The 15,947-nt window shown below is 53.9% G+C and carries 16 protein-coding genes; 7 read left to right on the forward strand and 9 right to left on the reverse strand.

All coding sequences use genetic code 11. From position 1 onward, the window contains the following. Nucleotides 1–20: 20 nt before the first annotated feature. Both GA0061071_RS22135 and GA0061071_RS22140 read right to left on the reverse strand, forming a co-directional pair. On the reverse strand, nucleotides 21–1,001 hold the full coding sequence (locus tag GA0061071_RS22135; RefSeq protein ID WP_088236858.1) for a 5-bromo-4-chloroindolyl phosphate hydrolysis family protein: 981 nt from the start codon (nucleotides 999–1,001) through the stop codon (nucleotides 21–23). Nucleotides 1,002–1,016: 15 nt separating this feature from the next. Next, complete coding sequence (locus tag GA0061071_RS22140; RefSeq protein WP_088236859.1) at nucleotides 1,017–2,141, reverse strand: toxic anion resistance protein; 1,125 nt, start codon at nucleotides 2,139–2,141, stop codon at nucleotides 1,017–1,019. A 173-nt stretch (nucleotides 2,142–2,314) separates the two neighbouring features. Between GA0061071_RS22140 and GA0061071_RS22145 the strand changes: the two genes are divergently transcribed. The 3 genes from GA0061071_RS22145 to GA0061071_RS22155 are packed head-to-tail and all read left to right on the forward strand — an operon-like array spanning nucleotide 2,315 to nucleotide 4,474. After that, complete coding sequence (locus tag GA0061071_RS22145; RefSeq protein ID WP_061492896.1) at nucleotides 2,315–3,334, forward strand: hydrolase; 1,020 nt, start codon at nucleotides 2,315–2,317, stop codon at nucleotides 3,332–3,334. Next, the gene (locus GA0061071_RS22150; RefSeq protein WP_061492895.1) at nucleotides 3,331–3,549 is read left to right on the forward strand and encodes a YheU family protein; all 219 of its coding nucleotides are present in this window, start codon (nucleotides 3,331–3,333) and stop codon (nucleotides 3,547–3,549) included. The genes GA0061071_RS22145 and GA0061071_RS22150 overlap by 4 nt, the downstream gene beginning before the upstream one ends. A 55-nt stretch (nucleotides 3,550–3,604) precedes the next feature. Beyond that, complete coding sequence (locus GA0061071_RS22155) at nucleotides 3,605–4,474, forward strand: phosphoribulokinase (RefSeq protein ID WP_061492894.1); 870 nt, start codon at nucleotides 3,605–3,607, stop codon at nucleotides 4,472–4,474. 49 nt (nucleotides 4,475–4,523) lie between these two features. Here the strand turns inward: GA0061071_RS22155 and GA0061071_RS22160 are convergent, their stop codons facing one another. After that, nucleotides 4,524–4,928 (reverse strand): OsmC family protein, encoded by a 405-nt coding sequence (locus GA0061071_RS22160; protein ID WP_061492893.1) that lies wholly within the window; start codon nucleotides 4,926–4,928, stop codon nucleotides 4,524–4,526. 337 nt (nucleotides 4,929–5,265) lie between these two features. On the opposite strand from GA0061071_RS22160, the gene crp reads away from it, so the two are divergent. Both crp and GA0061071_RS22170 read left to right on the forward strand, forming a co-directional pair. Next, entirely contained in the window at nucleotides 5,266–5,898 is a 633-nt protein-coding gene (gene crp / locus GA0061071_RS22165) for a cAMP-activated global transcriptional regulator CRP (RefSeq protein WP_000242758.1), read from the forward strand. Nucleotides 5,899–5,946: 48 nt separating this feature from the next. Further along, on the forward strand, nucleotides 5,947–8,025 hold the full coding sequence (locus GA0061071_RS22170; protein WP_061492892.1) for a YccS/YhfK family putative transporter: 2,079 nt from the start codon (nucleotides 5,947–5,949) through the stop codon (nucleotides 8,023–8,025). Here the strand turns inward: GA0061071_RS22170 and argD are convergent. The 6 genes from argD to GA0061071_RS22200 form a co-directional block, all read right to left on the reverse strand. Next, on the reverse strand, nucleotides 8,022–9,242 hold the full coding sequence (gene argD / locus GA0061071_RS22175) for a bifunctional acetylornithine/succinyldiaminopimelate transaminase (RefSeq protein ID WP_088236860.1): 1,221 nt from the start codon (nucleotides 9,240–9,242) through the stop codon (nucleotides 8,022–8,024). The two genes, GA0061071_RS22170 and argD, sit on opposite strands and share 4 nt — an antisense overlap. An 87-nt stretch (nucleotides 9,243–9,329) precedes the next feature. After that, entirely contained in the window at nucleotides 9,330–9,893 is a 564-nt protein-coding gene (gene pabA / locus GA0061071_RS22180; protein ID WP_061492890.1) for an aminodeoxychorismate synthase component 2, read from the reverse strand. A 31-nt stretch (nucleotides 9,894–9,924) separates the two neighbouring features. Beyond that, the gene (locus tag GA0061071_RS22185; protein ID WP_088236861.1) at nucleotides 9,925–10,527 is read right to left on the reverse strand and encodes a putative adenosine monophosphate-protein transferase Fic; all 603 of its coding nucleotides are present in this window, start codon (nucleotides 10,525–10,527) and stop codon (nucleotides 9,925–9,927) included. Next, complete coding sequence (locus tag GA0061071_RS22190; RefSeq protein ID WP_071889841.1) at nucleotides 10,517–10,687, reverse strand: YhfG family protein; 171 nt, start codon at nucleotides 10,685–10,687, stop codon at nucleotides 10,517–10,519. Before GA0061071_RS22190 ends, GA0061071_RS22185 begins: the two co-directional genes overlap by 11 nt. Before the next feature lie 103 nt (nucleotides 10,688–10,790). After that, nucleotides 10,791–11,363 (reverse strand): peptidylprolyl isomerase A, encoded by a 573-nt coding sequence (gene ppiA, locus GA0061071_RS22195; protein WP_061492888.1) that lies wholly within the window; start codon nucleotides 11,361–11,363, stop codon nucleotides 10,791–10,793. A gap of 153 nt (nucleotides 11,364–11,516) precedes the next feature. Further along, nucleotides 11,517–12,818: a cytosine deaminase gene (locus tag GA0061071_RS22200; protein WP_088236862.1), complete on the reverse strand. Its 1,302-nt coding sequence runs from the start codon at nucleotides 12,816–12,818 to the stop codon at nucleotides 11,517–11,519. A gap of 241 nt (nucleotides 12,819–13,059) precedes the next feature. Between GA0061071_RS22200 and nirB the strand changes: the two genes are divergently transcribed. Together nirB and nirD are read left to right on the forward strand one after the other, a co-directional pair. After that, nucleotides 13,060–15,603: a nitrite reductase large subunit NirB gene (gene nirB / locus GA0061071_RS22205; protein WP_061492886.1), complete on the forward strand. Its 2,544-nt coding sequence runs from the start codon at nucleotides 13,060–13,062 to the stop codon at nucleotides 15,601–15,603. After that, complete coding sequence (nirD, locus tag GA0061071_RS22210) at nucleotides 15,600–15,926, forward strand: nitrite reductase small subunit NirD (RefSeq protein WP_088236863.1); 327 nt, start codon at nucleotides 15,600–15,602, stop codon at nucleotides 15,924–15,926. The genes nirB and nirD overlap by 4 nt, the downstream gene beginning before the upstream one ends. Nucleotides 15,927–15,947 lie beyond the last annotated feature (21 nt).

Below are 15,947 nucleotides of genomic sequence, written 5' to 3' on the forward strand. Positions count from 1 at the left end.
GCACGGCGGCGGGCGTTCGGTCAGGTGTTATAACCGTCAGTTTTGAGGATTTTTTCCAGCACTTTGATCTCGATGCTGAGATCGTCCGAGTCATTTTCCAGCAGCTTCTGGTGATGCTGACGAAACGCCTGTCTAAGGGATGCCAGCGCATCAAGCTGTTCCGTTATCGACTGCTGGCGCTTTTCAGGATCTTCCAGTTGTCTGGCAAGGGTTTGTCCTTTAGTAACGATGTTCTCCACGATAGGCAGATAGCGTTGTAAAAACTGCCGCCCTGGCTCGCTATCCCTTTTATCGGTTTCCATACAGTGACGAATCAGCCGCGCGGCGGCGGTGATATCCGTCAGCTCTTGTTGTACCAGCTCAGGCAGTTTCGCCATTTTTTCCAGCCGTGCAATCTGCTGATCCAGCGTTTGCTCGGTGAAAGCGACCTCCTCTTTCGCCAGTTCAGCCTCTTCGCGCATCGCCTCTATTGCCGCCTTTCTGCGGGCGTTAACCTTTTGTGCGTATTCATATACGAAGTAAGCGAGCAGCAAAACGACAAAAAGCACCAGATAGAAAGGATGCGCCATCAGGGAGTATTGATCGGTATACGCCGCGATTGTCGGGACAGTGGCGATAAACAGGTACCAGATAAGAAGGGGTGAGAAATCCCGTCGGCTGCGGTAAAGATGGACCAGCAGCGCCATACTTCCGGCCCAAAATGGCATCACCACAGCATCGCCGAATAAGAGCCATGTAAAACCGGCAATCAGGCCCGCATAGAACGCGATACGGTCATAAACCAGCGTACGGTAAAGAATGACAAACCCTACCCAGCAGAGGATAGACATGGTGGCGCCCAGCGTGTTATCCGGCGCGTAAGCTAACTGGCTCTCCTTCGCCCAACGGACAAAAATAGCGGCGTAGATACCGGCGAGATAAAACACAAAAACCTGCAGCGAGAAGCGCCGCAGGCGCGTAGAGCGCATCTTATTGAGTGCGGCGGCTAACTTTTCAATCATGCTATCTTCCCTGACTTAAGGCTGGCGGGCCGGGTCGCGGCTTATGCTTGCCAGGCGATCGCGCAGATCGTTTTCCATTGTGAGTAGCTCTTTTTCTACTTCAGACCGGCGTTGACGTGCGTCAGTAGCAATTTTCACCGACTCTTCAATGGTACTCAGCAACCGCGACTGCACATCGCGCAGGGTGTCGATATCCACCACTGACCGCTCCACCTCACGCGCCGTTTCCAGCGTGCCGGTTTGCAGCATTTCCGCATTGCGGCGCAGTAAATCATTGGTGGTATCCGCCACCTCTTTTTGCAGTTTCGCCGCCTGACGCTGGGTTTGCAGTGACATGGCCAGCGCTATCTGGCTTTTCCATACCGGAATGGTGGAAAGAATGCTGCTTTGGATCTTTTCTGCCAGTGACTGGCTGTTGCTCTGCATCAGGCGAATTTGCGGGGCGGACTGCATCGCAATCGTGCGCGATACCATCAAATCATTCAGGCGACGCTCAAAGCGCTGAATACCTTCCAGCAGATCGCGCACGCGCTGCGCGTTCATCGGGTCCGATGCTGCCTGTGCCTGCAAAGCGGGCAGTTCATTCTGTTTTATCTGCTCCAGCTTTTGCTTACCGGCAATAATGTGCAGCGTAATTTGCTGAAAAACCTCGCGGTTACGCTCAAAGAGCGTCTCGAGCACGGAAATATTGCGTAATAAATCAACCATCGCGTCATTCAGCTTTGCGGTGATGCTTTCCACCTGTTGAGACAGCGTCTGGTACTCCAGCAACGTGCGCTCAATGCGATTAAACAGCGATCCCAGCAGCGGCAGTGAGGCGAGAAAGCCCGGTTTTTGCTCAAAGGCGTTGATGTCCACCCCTTTGATTTTTTGCAGCAACTCGGTCAGTTGCGTACCGATAATGCCCGCATCTTTTGCCCGCACTTCCTGCATCAGGGAGTCGGAGAACTGCGAGATGCTGTTCATGGTTTTTGCGCCAAAACCCAACGAAAAGGCCGGGTCGGTAATATTGATCGCTTCGACAATATGCTGGATTTGCGCGTGATCCGCCGGGGTTAAATGCTCACTGCCCGGCAGGTCATTCATCGACTGGTTTACTTGCTGCGGCGTTGCGAGGTCAAGCGAGGTATTTTCCGTCATCCAATACGTCCTCAATGGGTAAATGGCAGACAGCGGTAATGTAATCGCTGCTTTTCTGAAGTCTTTATGAAGCTGCCTGCAAAGGCTAATACGTTACAACAGCAGCAAAGTATTAAACAGCCTAATTGTTAGCAAGTATAATAACCGTCTATTAACTTAAATTTCTTATTAAGATGGCAGATATTACACCGGCAAATTTCCTTGAAAATCAGGGAGACGCGCACAACTTTCATCCGATGCCGGGTGCGCGTAATCCGCATCTACAAACGATGCTGCCACGTCTTTTACGTCGTCGCCTGCAGTTTGAGCCGTGGTGGCAGCGCCTTGAGCTGCCGGATGGCGATTTTGTTGATCTCGCCTGGAGTGAAGAACCGTATCAGGCGCGGCATAAACCGCGTTTGGTGGTCTTTCACGGTCTTGAGGGCAGCCTGCACAGCCCTTATGCCCACGGTCTGGTTTATGCGGCCAAACAGCGCGGCTGGCTGGGTGTGGTGATGCATTTCCGCGGCTGTAGCGGCATCCCTAATCGACTCAACCGCATCTATCACTCTGGTGAAACCGAAGATGGCACCTGGTTTTTGCACTGGCTGCGCGAAACGTTTGGCGCAGCGCCGACGGCGGCAGTCGGTTACTCGCTTGGCGGCAACATGCTCGGCTGTCTGCTGGCGAAAGCAGATGACAACCTGCCAGTCGATGCGGCGGTGATTGTGTCAGCACCACTGGTGCTGGAAGCGTGCAGCTACCACATGGATAAAGGTTTCTCCCGCGTCTATCAGCGCTACTTGCTGAACTTGCTGAAAGCCAATGCGGCGCGAAAGTTACGTGCTTACCCGGGGTCACTGCCGTTAACGCTGTCGGCGCTGCGCAAAGTGCGGCGCATCCGCGAGTTTGACGATTTGATCACTGCGAAAATTCACGGCTTTGCCGACGCGCTGGACTACTATCGCCGCTGTAGCGCAATGCCGGTACTGCCGGATATTCGCAAACCGACGCTGATCATTCACGCCAAAGATGATCCATTTATGGATCATAACGTGATCCCGGATATCGGGCATTTGCCGGCGAATATTGAGTACCAATTGACTGAACACGGGGGTCATGTTGGTTTTGTCGGCGGAACATTACGCCACCCGGAAATGTGGCTCGAAACGCGTATTCCGGACTGGCTATCCACTTATCTGGAGTCCAAATGATCATTCCCTGGCAAGATATCGCAACCGAAACGCTGGACAATCTTATTGAGAGCTTTGTCTTGCGCGAAGGCACCGATTATGGTGAACATGAACGTTCGCTTGAACAAAAGGTCGCCGACGTTAAACGGCAACTGCAACGCGGTGAAGCCGTGCTGGTGTGGTCTGAACTGCACGAGACGGTAAATATTATGCCGCGCGGGCAGTTCCGGGACTAACAGGGTGCCGGGCGGCTGGCTATACTGAAAACAATCGTTGATTCAGGGAGTTGCTATGTCCGCCAAACACCCGGTTATTGCCGTCACCGGTTCCAGCGGTGCGGGAACCACCACCACCAGCCTTGCCTTCCGTAAAATCTTCGCCCAGCTTGGTATGCAGGCCGCCGAGGTGGAAGGCGACAGTTTTCATCGCTTTACCCGCCCGGAAATGGATATGGCGATCCGCAAAGCCCGCGATCTTGGGCGGCATATCAGCTACTTTGGCCCGGAAGCAAATGATTTTGGGCTGCTGGAGCAAACCTTTAGCGAGTATGGTCAGACCGGAAAAGGCCAGGCGCGGAAATATCTCCATACCTACGATGAAGCCGTGCCGTGGAATCAGGTGCCGGGTACGTTTACCCCCTGGCAACCCTTGCCGGAACCCACAGATGTGCTGTTTTACGAAGGGCTGCATGGCGGCGTTGTGACGCCGCAGCATGACGTGTCGCGTTATGTGGACTTGTTGGTTGGCGTGGTGCCGATTGTTAACCTGGAGTGGATCCAAAAGCTGGTGCGCGATACCAGCGAGCGCGGGCATTCTCGCGAAGCGGTGATGGACTCCGTCGTGCGTTCAATGGAAGACTATATCAACTTCATCACCCCGCAATTTTCCCGCACCCATATTAACTTCCAGCGCGTCCCGACCGTCGATACCTCAAACCCGTTTGCGGCAAAAGGCATTCCCTCGCTGGATGAGAGTTTTGTGGTGATCCATTTCCGCAATCTGGAAGGGATAGATTACCCGTGGTTATTAGCGATGCTGCAAGGTTCGTTTATTTCCCATATGGACACGCTGGTGGTGCCGGGCGGCAAGATGGGGCTGGCGATGGAGCTGATTATGACACCACTGGTGCAACGGCTGATGGAAGGGAAAAAGATCAAATAGCAGTGGTCGAATTATGCCCGGTAAGCCTGACGCTACCGGGCATCGTCCGTCAGGCTTCGATGACTTCGTAGGAATGGGTGATGTTCACCGCTTTTTCCAGCATCAACGCCACAGAGCAATACTTCTCCGCCGACAGATCCACCGCCCGGGAAACCGCCGCATCTTTCAGATCGTGGCCGGTGACAATAAAGTGCAGATTGATATGCGTAAACAGACGCGGCGCTTCTTCGCGACGTTCCGACGTCAGTTTCACTTCGCAGTCCGTCACGTTATGACGCCCTTTTTGCAGGATAGAAACCACGTCGATCGCGCTGCATCCGCCTGCGGCCATCAGCACCATTTCCATCGGGCTTGGCGCTTTGTCACCTGAGTTGCCGTCCATCAGGATTTGGTGACCCGATGCGGACTCACCGAGGAACGTTAACCCTTCCACCCATTTCACACGAGCCTGCATTTTGATTTACTCCGGAGTTGCAATTTTCTTTACAGATTACGCGCACATAACAAAAGTCGCAACGGAAGGCGACCTGCGTCATGCTGAAGCGAGACACCAGGAGACATGCGGTAAAAGCTATGCTAAAACAATCTGGATGCTACAGAGATACATTGACATTACGCATGTACGCAAAGGACATCATTGATTAGAGGCCGCAGATAACGCTGACGGTCCACTTCCGAGGATTTTGGAAGCGAAGACACGAAGTCGAATGATAGCGTGTTTAGATTGCAACCCCAGACGCAGGGTGCACATCCTGTGTCTGGAGACAGCTTATAACAGAGGATAATCGCGCATGGTGCTTGGCAAACCGCAAACAGACCCGACTCTCGAATGGTTCTTGTCTCATTGCCACATTCATAAGTACCCGTCGAAGAGCACGCTGATTCACCAGGGTGAAAAAGCGGAAACGTTGTATTACATCGTCAAAGGCTCAGTGGCAGTGCTGATCAAGGATGAGGAAGGGAAAGAGATGATTCTCTCCTACCTGAATCAGGGAGACTTTATCGGTGAACTGGGACTGTTCGAAGAAGGTCAGGAGCGCAGTGCATGGGTACGCGCTAAGACCGCATGTGAAGTGGCCGAAATCTCCTACAAAAAATTCCGTCAGTTGATCCAGGTTAACCCGGACATTCTGATGCGTCTCTCCTCGCAAATGGCGCGCCGCCTGCAGGTCACGTCGGAGAAAGTGGGTAACCTCGCCTTCCTGGACGTAACAGGTCGTATCGCACAAACACTGTTGAACCTGGCGAAACAGCCGGATGCCATGACCCACCCGGACGGCATGCAAATTAAAATTACCCGTCAGGAAATTGGTCAGATCGTCGGTTGCTCCCGTGAAACGGTGGGCCGTATTCTGAAAATGCTGGAAGATCAGAACCTGATCTCCGCCCACGGTAAAACCATCGTGGTTTACGGAACCCGTTAATCCACAAAACGGCGCGTTGATCATCCGGCGCGCCGTTTTTGTTTCCTCATGTGGCGCAGGCTGATTTATCACCCCGAAATCAACTATGCACTGCGACAAACGCTGGTGTTATGTTTGCCCGTGGCGATTGGGTTAATCGTCGGCCATCTCCAACAGGGCCTGCTGTTTTCTCTGGTTCCTGCCTGCTGCAATATTGCCGGTCTTGATACCCCGCATAAACGCTTCTTTAAACGTCTGATTATTGGCGGTTCGCTGTTTGCCGGATGCAGTCTTGCCGTACAGCTTCTGCTGGCCGAAGCCCTGCCTCTGCCGCTGATTTTTACCGTTCTCACTTTACTGCTCGGTGTGACCGCCGAGATCAGCGCATTGCACGGGCGGCTGCTGCCTGCGTCGCTGATAGCCGCCATCTTCACGCTGAGTCTTGCGGGCAGTATGCCCGTGTGGGAGCCCCTGCTAATTTATGCACTGGGTACACTCTGGTACGGCGCGTTTAACTGGTTCTGGTTCTGGATGTGGCGCGAACAGCCGCTGCGCGAATCACTCAGCCTGCTCTACCGGCAACTGGCTGATTATTGCGAAGCCAAATACAGCTTGTTGACGCAACATGCCGATCCGGAAAAAGCCTTGCCGCCGCTACTCGCACGCCAACAAAAAGCGGTGGATATGATAAGTACGTGCTATCAGCAACTGCATATGCTGGCGGCCAATCAACACAATGATTACAAACGTCTGCTGCGCGTCTTCCAGATGGCGTTGGATTTACAGGAGCATATTTCTGTCAGCCTGCACCAGCCGGAAGAGGTGCAAAAACTGGTGGAACAGACCCATGCTGAACAGGTGATCCGCTGGAATGCACAAACCGTCTCCGCCCGCCTGCGCGTCCTGGCGGATGACATTCTCTATCATCGCTATCCGACACGCTTCACCATGGACAAGCAGGTTGGCGCGCTGGAAAAAATCGCCCGCCAGCATCCGGAAAACCCGGTCGGGCAGTTTTGCGCCTGGCACTTTAGCCGTATCGCCCGTGTGCTGCGAACCCAGCGTCCGCTCTATCTGCGCGATTTAATGGCAGAAAAGCAGCGGCGCCTGCCGCTCATTCCGGCGCTCAAAAGTTATTTATCATTGAAATCTGCGGCGTTGCGTAATGCTGCGCGTATCAGCGTGATGCTCAGCATTGCCAGTCTGATGGGGAGCGCACTGCATTTGCCGAAGCCGTACTGGATCATGATGACTATCATGTTTGTGACGCAAAATGGCTATGGTGCAACACGGGTGCGTATTGTGCACCGGGCGGCCGGCACGCTCGCCGGGCTGATGATTGCCGGGATTGCCCTGCACTTTCACGTACCGCTCGGCGTCACGCTGGCGGCCATGTTGCTGATCACCCTGATAAGCTATCTGATCATCCGTAAGAACTACGGCTGGGCGATGGTCGGCTTTACCATTACCGCCGTGTATACCCTGCAACTGCTGACGCTCAACGGCGAGGAGTTTATTGTCGCCAGACTGATCGATACGCTGCTCGGTTGCCTGATTGCCTTCGGCGGCATGGTCTGGCTATGGCCGCAATGGCAAAGTGGTCTGTTGCGGCAGAACGCTCATGACGCGCTGGAAACCTACCAGGAGGCTATTCGCCTGATACTCAGCGATAACCCGAAGCCCACTCCGCTGGCCTGGCAACGGATGCGCGTCAACCAGGCGCACAATGCGCTGTTCAACTCACTGAATCAGGCCATGCTCGAGCCGGGATTCAATACCCGCTACCTTGAGGACATGAAGCTCTGGGTGACACACAGCCAGTTTATTGTTGAGCATATCAACGCCATGACGACCCTCGCACGCGAACACACCATGCTGACGCCGGATCTGGCACAACGCTATTTGCAATCCTGTGAAATTGCCCTGCAACGCTGCCAGCAGCGACTGGAGTATGACGGGCCGGGCGAGTCGGGGGATGTGAATATTCTGGAGGCGCCGGAGACATTGACCCACGGGCCGATGAGCACCCTGGAGCAACATCTACAGCGGGTGCTCGGGCATCTGAACACCATGCATACCATTTCGTCGGTAGCATGGCGTCAGCGCCCACATCATGGCATCTGGTTGACCCGCAGCCTGCGGGGTTAGCCGTTGACCACTTTCGCCACCGCAGCGGCAAAACGGTTCATCCCTTCGTTAATGTCCTGCTCGTCTATCACCAGCGAAGGCGCAAAGCGCATCACATCCGGGCCGGCATTCAGCACCATTACGCCCGCATCGGCCGCCGCGTAGAGGAAATCGCGAGCGCGGCCTTTGTACGCTGCTTTTAACTCTGCGCCAACCAACAGTCCCATACCGCGAATATCGCTGAACAGGTCGAATTTCTCGCCGATTTGCTGCAAATGTTTAACAAACAGCTGGCGTTTTTCATTCACTCCGCTCAGCACGTCTGGCGTATTGATAATATCAAACGCCGTACCAGCAACGGCGCACGCCAGCGGGTTGCCGCCGTACGTCGAACCGTGTGAACCAGCATGGAACACGCTGGCAATCTCATGCGTGGTCAGCATGGCGCTGATGGGGAAACCACCGCCCAGCGCTTTCGCACTGGTGAGAATGTCTGGCGTGACGCCATAGTGCATATAAGCAAACAGCTCACCACAACGTCCCATACCGCACTGGACTTCATCAAACACCAGCAACGCATCGTGCTGGTCGCACAGTTCACGTAAGCCTTTAAGAAACTCCGGTGACGCCGCCGTAACGCCGCCTTCACCCTGTATCGGCTCAACCACCACCGCACAGGTGTGATCGTCCATCACCGCTTTTACCGCATGCAGATCGTTAAACGGTACATGGATAATGTCTGCCGGTTTCGGACCAAAGCCGTCGGAGTACTTCGGTTGCCCCCCCACGCTCACGGTGAACAGTGAACGGCCATGGAAGGCATGATGAAAAGCGATGATTTTGGTTTTATATGGGCTATGGCGCGTAGATGCATAAAAACGCGCCAGCTTAAATGCGGTTTCGTTGGCTTCAGTACCCGAGTTCATAAACACCACGCGCTCGGCAAACGTGGCGTCAATCAGTTTCCGCGCCAGGCGCAGCGCCGGTTCGTTAGTGAACACATTGCTGGTATGCCACAGGGTTTCCCCCTGCGTTTTCAGCGTTTCCACCAGCGCCGGATGGCAATGACCTAACGCCGTGACGGCAATACCACCTGCAAAATCAACATACTCTTTACCCTGCTGATCCCACACACGGCTGCCTTTTCCCTTCACCGGGATAAACTCGGCTGGTGCGTAAATTGGCAGAATAACGTCATCGAATGTTGCGCGCGTAATTGCGTCTTGCTGAGTTGCCATGTCATGCCCACCTATTAATATGCAGCATTGATTATGAAAATATAATCACGAAATATGCATAAAAAATCACTGCATGGCAACCACAAATCACCGACTGAGGAAGTTTTTCAGTAGCTGATGCCCTTGCTCGCTCAGGATGCTTTCCGGGTGAAACTGCACTCCTTCCAGATCCCACTGTCGATGACGGATCCCCATAATTTCACCGCTTTCACTCCACGCCGTGACCACAAAGTCGCCGGATAACGTACGCGGATCGATAACCAGTGAATGGTATCGCGTGACGGTTAATGGATTATTAAGGCCGGTAAACACCCCAGTGCCATCATGGCTGATTGGCGAGGTTTTACCGTGCATCACTTTTGCCGCGCGCACGATCGTGGCGCCAAACGCCTGCGCAATCGCCTGATGGCCAAGGCAGACACCAAGAAGGGGACATTTTCCGGCGTAATGGCGGATCACGTCTAACGAAATACCGGACTCATCCGGTGTACAAGGGCCAGGTGAGATAACGATTTTTTGCGGTGCCAGCGCAGCGATATCCGCCAGCCCTATCTCATCATTACGTCTGACCTCTACGCTTGCCCCTAACTCGCAGAAATATTGATACAGGTTCCAGGTAAAAGAGTCGTAATTGTCGATAAGCAGGATCATGGCGGCCTCTGTGGTAGCAAACCGCGCTAGTTTACTCGCTTTCGCTGGCTTCGCTTACTACTTTGCTGAAGATCGCGCAGAGTGGCGCTAAATCCCCCATTGCTCCGGCCTGGTTCGCCGCCCCCCAGCGCGCAGGGTCGGCTTCCCGCCAGTCAAGCGAGAAATCAGCGTGCAGCGCCAGTTGTTCAAAGAAAATACGCTGCGCAATACCATTACCGAGGCGGAATGGATGCAGCATATTGATTTCACAGTAGAAGTGGGCCAGACGCTCGACAAATTCCGCTTTTTCCAGGCCACACAGCCACTCTTCGTTTTCCAGTTGCTGCATCAGCGCATTGCCCTCTTTCTCGATGTACCCGAAATGGCAAAAGCGTGTATCACCCTGATAGATATCGACCTCACGAAACTGCCCGGCCCAATCAAAGACGTCCTGATAGAGATGATGATGGATAGCGCACAAATGCGGCAGCCCCCGCGCAAGCGGGCCAAGCTCCAGCGTTGCCGCACGTAAGGCCGTCAATTCATACGCAGCCTGTTCCAGCCGTTGCGCTTGCCGGATGCCCAGCACATTACGCATCACGTTCAAACCGGGGTAGAGATAGGGATCGCGCCCGTCGCCAAATTTATCGCTCATAGTGCCTCCTGAGTTCATCAAGACGCGCGTTCGCTTCGGCGGTAGTGAGCGTCACCAGCGGGGTATCGACCCCCTCCAGACGCCTGCTGGCCTGGAAATTGGCGTTGCGCTGCTGCTCCCAGAGACGGGATTTTTGCCTGTCGGTGAGTTTTTTGGTCATAGCGCCTCCCTGTTTCACACAGTTGCCACAAGTATAAGCAGCAATTTTGCGTTACGCAGAGAAGACGAAGCAGCACGGGCCGGCCGACCCGTGCGGAAAAGACTTACGGCAGTACTTTAGCGGAGAGGATAACTATCGGTTTTGACGGGACATTCTGATAAGGACCGAAGTCATGAGTCTGTACCTGAGAAATCTTATCGGCGACATCCATGCCTTTCACAACTTTACCGAAAACGGCATAGCCAAAATCGCGCTGGCCATGATCGAGGAAAGCATTATCTGCAACGTTGATAAAGAACTGGCTGGTGGCGCTGTCTTTATCTGCTGTGCGCGCCATCGCAATGGTACCGCGAGTATTGCGTAAACCGTTGTCAGCTTCGTTTTTGATCGGCGGATTAGGCTGCTTTTGCTGCATCTGCTCGTTAAAACCCCCGCCCTGAATCATAAACCCCGGGATCACACGGTGAAACGTCGTGTTGTTGTAAAAACCGTTGTTCACATAATCAAGGAAATTTTTTACCGACACAGGGGCTTTCTGGTTGTTCAGCTCCAGTTCGATATTACCTGCAGAAGTGGTGAGCAGAACATGAGGGTCGCCTTTTGCGGCGAACGCAGCAGAGGAGAGACCAGAAAGCGCAAAAACAGCCGCAACGGCCGCCAGAGTCGATTTAACCATTAGGTTTCCTTAACGAAGAGCAGTAAAGAAAGCGAGTGGCTTGATTCTAAAGAGCAGTCAGCCAGCAGGCCAGCCTTTTACTCAATTTTACGTATTTGGAAACATATGTAACACCAGGCAGCGCTTTGTAAAAGCATACTGCCTGATGAATCGCTATTTTTGTGCGTTATGACGGCTGAAAACCACCTCTTCACCGCCACAGTCCGTCTGTACCCAGGTTTGCGCCGGTTGCGTAGTGGCAATCACCCGCCCCTGGCGAATCGACCAGCGTACCGGCGCCTGGCAACGCACCGCGTCAAAGCCGCTTTCCACCGGTAAGATAATCATATTTGCCGGATTGCCTGGAACAATGCCGTACTCTGTCAGACCAAAGGTACGGGCGCTGTTATGGGTGATTAAGCGCAGCCCCTCATCAATTTGCTGATAGCCCATAAGCTGGCAAACATGCAGCCCCATATGCAGTACCTGTAACATATTGCCTGTGCCCAGCGGATACCACGGATCGAACACATCATCGTGACCGAAGCAGACATTAATCCCCGCAGCCAGCAGCTCTTTTACCCGCGTAATGCCCCGGCGTTTGGGGTAATCATCAAAGCGCCCCTGCAAATGAATATTGACCAGCGGATTAGCAACAAAGTTAATGCCGGAAAGTTTTAACAAGCGGAACAAACGAGAGGTATAAGCCCCGTTGTAAGAGTGCATGGCCGTGGTATGGCTGGCCGTCACTCGCGGGCCAATACCCATTTTTAACGCCAGCGCCGCGACCGTTTCCACAAAGCGCGACTGCTCATCATCAATTTCATCGCAGTGAATATCCAGCGGGCGGTCATACTTCTGCGCCAGCGCAAAGGCAATATGCAGCGATTCGACGCCATACTCCCGGGTAAATTCAAAATGCGGGATCGCCCCCACCACATCCGCGCCTAACCGAAGCGCCTCTTCCAGTAACGCTGCGCCATTGGGGTAGGAGAGAATCCCTTCCTGCGGAAAAGCGACAATTTGCAAAGTTATCCATGGCGCCACTTCGGCTTTCACTTCCAGCATCGCTTTTAATGCCGTCAAAGAAGGGTCGGAAACATCAACATGGGTGCGGACATACTGCACGCCGTTGGCCATTTGCCATTTCAGGGTTTGCCACGCACGGCGCTTCACATCGTCGTGGCTGAGCAGCGCCTTGCGCTCGGCCCAGCGCTCAATGCCTTCAAACAACGTACCGGATTGATTCCAGTTCGGCTCCCCGGCGGTTTGTGTCGTGTCGAGATGAATATGCGGCTCAATAAATGGCGGCAACGCCAACCCGCCGCGCGCATTCAGCACCTCATAACTGTCGCTGTGCGACGACCCCATTGGCGTAATATCACCAAAGCGCCCGTTCTCGATCGCAATTTGCCACACACCATCGCGACCCGGTAAATGCACATTCTGGACTAACCAAAGCGGTGCTGTAGACATCACGCTACTCCCTCTGTTTTCGTCTGCTATTTCGGATCAGACGAGCAGGCAAAAAGACCTCTCTTTTTGTACACAATTTCTGCAAACCAGAAAAGCCTGTTATATCCACTACTTATAAAAACCAATAAAAATCAAATATCTACTCATTAAGTGGTATGCGAAGATGTATTTGATGCACATCAATAAGCCCCGAAGCTGAATCGTTAAGGTAGGCAGTAATAGAAAAGAAATCGAGGCAAAAATGAGCAAAGTCAAACTCGCTATTATCGGTAACGGCATGGTCGGCCACCGCTTCATTGAGGACCTCCTCGATAAAGCCGACGCGTCCGAATTCGACATTACCGTTTTCTGTGAAGAACCGCGTAAAGCCTACGACCGCGTCCATCTCTCGTCCTACTTCTCTCACCACACGGCTGAAGAGCTGTCACTGGTACGTGAAGGTTTTTATGAGAAACATGGCGTTAAAGTGTTGGTCGGTGAACGCGCTATCACCATTAACCGTCAGGAAAAGGTGATTCATTCCAGCGCCGGGCGCACCGTCTGGTACGACAAACTGATCATGGCTACAGGTTCGTATCCGTGGATCCCACCGATTAAAGGTTCCGAAACGCAGGACTGTTTCGTCTACCGTACTATTGAAGATTTGAACGCCATTGAGTCGTGCGCACGTCGTAGCCGCCGCGGTGCAGTGGTAGGCGGCGGCCTGCTCGGTCTGGAAGCCGCAGGCGCACTGAAAAACCTGGGCGTCGAAACGCACGTTATTGAATTTGCACCCATGCTCATGGCAGAGCAGCTCGACCAGATGGGCGGCGAGCAGCTTAAACGCAAAATCGAAAGTATGGGCGTGCGTGTGCACACCAGCAAAAACACCAAAGAGATTGTCCAGCAAGGCACGGAAGCGCGTAAAACGATGCACTTTGCCGATGGCAGCGCGCTGGAAGTTGACTTTATCGTCTTCTCTACCGGTATTCGCCCGCGCGATAAGCTGGCCACGCAATGCGGTCTGGAGATCGCGCAACGCGGCGGTATTGTCATTAACGACACCTGCCAAACCTCCGATCCGGATATCTACGCCATCGGCGAATGCGCAAGCTGGAGCAATCGCGTTTACGGTCTGGTCGCGCCGGGTTACAAAATGGCGCAGGTCGCCGTGGATCATATTCTTGGCAAGCAAAATGCGTTTGAAGGCGCGGATCTCAGCGCCAAGCTGAAACTGCTCGGCGTTGACGTTGGCGGCATTGGCGATGCGCATGGCCGTACACCGGGCGCACGTAGCTACGTTTATCTTGATGAAAGCAAAGAAGTCTACAAACGCCTGATTGTCAGCCCGGATAATAAAACCCTGCTCGGTGCGGTATTGGTGGGCGACACCAGCGACTTCGGCAACCTGCTGCAACTGGTGCTGAACGCCATTGAGCTACCGGAAAACCCGGACGCGCTGATCCTGCCGGCGCATGCCAGCAGCGGCAAACCCTCTATCGGTGTCGATAAGCTGCCGGATAGCGCGCAAATTTGCTCCTGCTTCGATGTGACCAAAGGCGACCTGATTGCCGCCATTAACAAAGGGTGCCATACGGTTGCGGCGCTGAAAGCCGAAACCAAAGCCGGTACCGGCTGCGGCGGTTGTATCCCTCTGGTGACGCAGGTCCTGAATGCAGAACTGGCGAAACAAGGCATCGAAATCACCAACAATCTGTGCGAACACTTCGCCTATTCTCGCCAGGAGCTGTATCACCTGATTCGCGTAGAAGGGATCAAATCCTTCGACGAACTGTTGGCGAAATACGGTAAAGGTTACGGTTGCGAAGTGTGTAAACCGACCGTTGGCTCACTGCTGGCATCCTGCTGGAATGAGTACATCCTGAAACCGCAACATACGCCGTTGCAGGATACCAACGATAACTTTCTTGCCAACATCCAGAAAGACGGCACCTATTCGGTGATCCCGCGTTCCGCCGGTGGTGAAATCACGCCGGAGGGTCTGATGGAAGTCGGTCGTATCGCTCGCGAATTTAATCTTTACACCAAAATCACCGGGTCACAGCGTATTGGTCTGTTTGGCGCGCAAAAAGATGACCTGCCGGAAATCTGGCGTCAGTTGATCGATGCTGGTTTCGAAACCGGTCACGCCTATGCCAAAGCGTTACGCATGGCGAAAACCTGCGTCGGCTCGACCTGGTGTCGCTATGGCGTCGGCGATAGCGTCGGGCTCGGCGTTGAGCTGGAAAACCGCTACAAAGGCATTCGTACGCCACACAAAATGAAATTCGGCGTTTCTGGCTGCACCCGTGAATGTGCGGAAGCGCAGGGCAAAGATGTGGGGATTATCGCCACTGAGAAAGGCTGGAACCTGTATGTCTGCGGTAACGGCGGCATGAAACCGCGTCACGCTGATTTGCTGGCGGCGGACCTCGACCATGACACGCTGTTGCACTATCTCGACCGCTTTATGATGTTCTACATCCGCACCGCGGACAAACTGACACGTACCGCGTCCTGGCTGGAGAGCATGGAAGGCGGCATCGACTACCTGAAAAGCGTGATTATTGATGACAAGCTCGGCTTTGATGCTCAACTCGAAGCAGAAATGACTCGCCTGCGCGACGCGGTGATCTGTGAATGGACCGAAACCGTGAATACGCCAGCCGCGCAGACACGCTTCAAACACTTTATTAACAGCGATCGTCGCGACCCGAACGTGCAGGTCGTGCCAGAGCGCCAGCAGCATCGTCCGGCGACCCCGTATGAACGCATCCCGGTAACGTTAGTGGAGGAAAACGCATGAGTCAGTGGAACACCATCTGCAAAATCGACGACATTTTGCCAGCCACCGGCGTTTGCGCCCTGGTGAACGATCAGCAAGTGGCGATTTTTCGCCCGCGCCACGACGACCAGATTTACGCCATCAGCAATATCGATCCGTTCTTCCAGTCCAGCGTGCTGTCTCGTGGGCTGATTGCGGAGCATCAGGGCGAGCTGTGGGTTGCCAGCCCGTTGAAAAAACAGCGTTTCCGCCTGCGTGACGGGCTGTGCATGGAAGATGAAAACCGCTCTGTCGCGCATTTTGAAGCGCGCGTTAAAGACGGTGCTGTACAGATTAAAGCGTGATACCCCGGCGGGGGTGCAATG

The organism is Kosakonia oryzendophytica (assembly GCF_900094925.1).
Taxonomy (GTDB): Bacteria; Pseudomonadota; Gammaproteobacteria; order Enterobacterales; family Enterobacteriaceae; genus Kosakonia; species Kosakonia oryzendophytica.

Bases quoted from the DNA above. Each gene is read 5' to 3' on its own strand.
- GA0061071_RS22135 (WP_088236858.1), bottom strand. From the start codon at position 1,001: ATGATTGAAAAGTTAGCCGCCGCACTCAATAAGATGCGCTCTACGCGC.
- GA0061071_RS22140 (WP_088236859.1), bottom strand. From the start codon at position 2,141: ATGACGGAAAATACCTCGCTTGACCTCGCAACGCCGCAGCAAGTAAAC.
- GA0061071_RS22145 (WP_061492896.1), top strand. From the start codon at position 2,315: ATGGCAGATATTACACCGGCAAATTTCCTTGAAAATCAGGGAGACGCG.
- GA0061071_RS22150 (WP_061492895.1), top strand. From the start codon at position 3,331: ATGATCATTCCCTGGCAAGATATCGCAACCGAAACGCTGGACAATCTT.
- GA0061071_RS22155 (WP_061492894.1), top strand. From the start codon at position 3,605: ATGTCCGCCAAACACCCGGTTATTGCCGTCACCGGTTCCAGCGGTGCG.
- GA0061071_RS22160 (WP_061492893.1), bottom strand. From the start codon at position 4,928: ATGCAGGCTCGTGTGAAATGGGTGGAAGGGTTAACGTTCCTCGGTGAG.
- crp (WP_000242758.1), top strand. From the start codon at position 5,266: ATGGTGCTTGGCAAACCGCAAACAGACCCGACTCTCGAATGGTTCTTG.
- GA0061071_RS22170 (WP_061492892.1), top strand. From the start codon at position 5,947: ATGTGGCGCAGGCTGATTTATCACCCCGAAATCAACTATGCACTGCGA.
- argD (WP_088236860.1), bottom strand. From the start codon at position 9,242: ATGGCAACTCAGCAAGACGCAATTACGCGCGCAACATTCGATGACGTT.
- pabA (WP_061492890.1), bottom strand. From the start codon at position 9,893: ATGATCCTGCTTATCGACAATTACGACTCTTTTACCTGGAACCTGTAT.
- GA0061071_RS22185 (WP_088236861.1), bottom strand. From the start codon at position 10,527: ATGAGCGATAAATTTGGCGACGGGCGCGATCCCTATCTCTACCCCGGT.
- GA0061071_RS22190 (WP_071889841.1), bottom strand. From the start codon at position 10,687: ATGACCAAAAAACTCACCGACAGGCAAAAATCCCGTCTCTGGGAGCAG.
- ppiA (WP_061492888.1), bottom strand. From the start codon at position 11,363: ATGGTTAAATCGACTCTGGCGGCCGTTGCGGCTGTTTTTGCGCTTTCT.
- GA0061071_RS22200 (WP_088236862.1), bottom strand. From the start codon at position 12,818: ATGTCTACAGCACCGCTTTGGTTAGTCCAGAATGTGCATTTACCGGGT.
- nirB (WP_061492886.1), top strand. From the start codon at position 13,060: ATGAGCAAAGTCAAACTCGCTATTATCGGTAACGGCATGGTCGGCCAC.
- nirD (WP_088236863.1), top strand. From the start codon at position 15,600: ATGAGTCAGTGGAACACCATCTGCAAAATCGACGACATTTTGCCAGCC.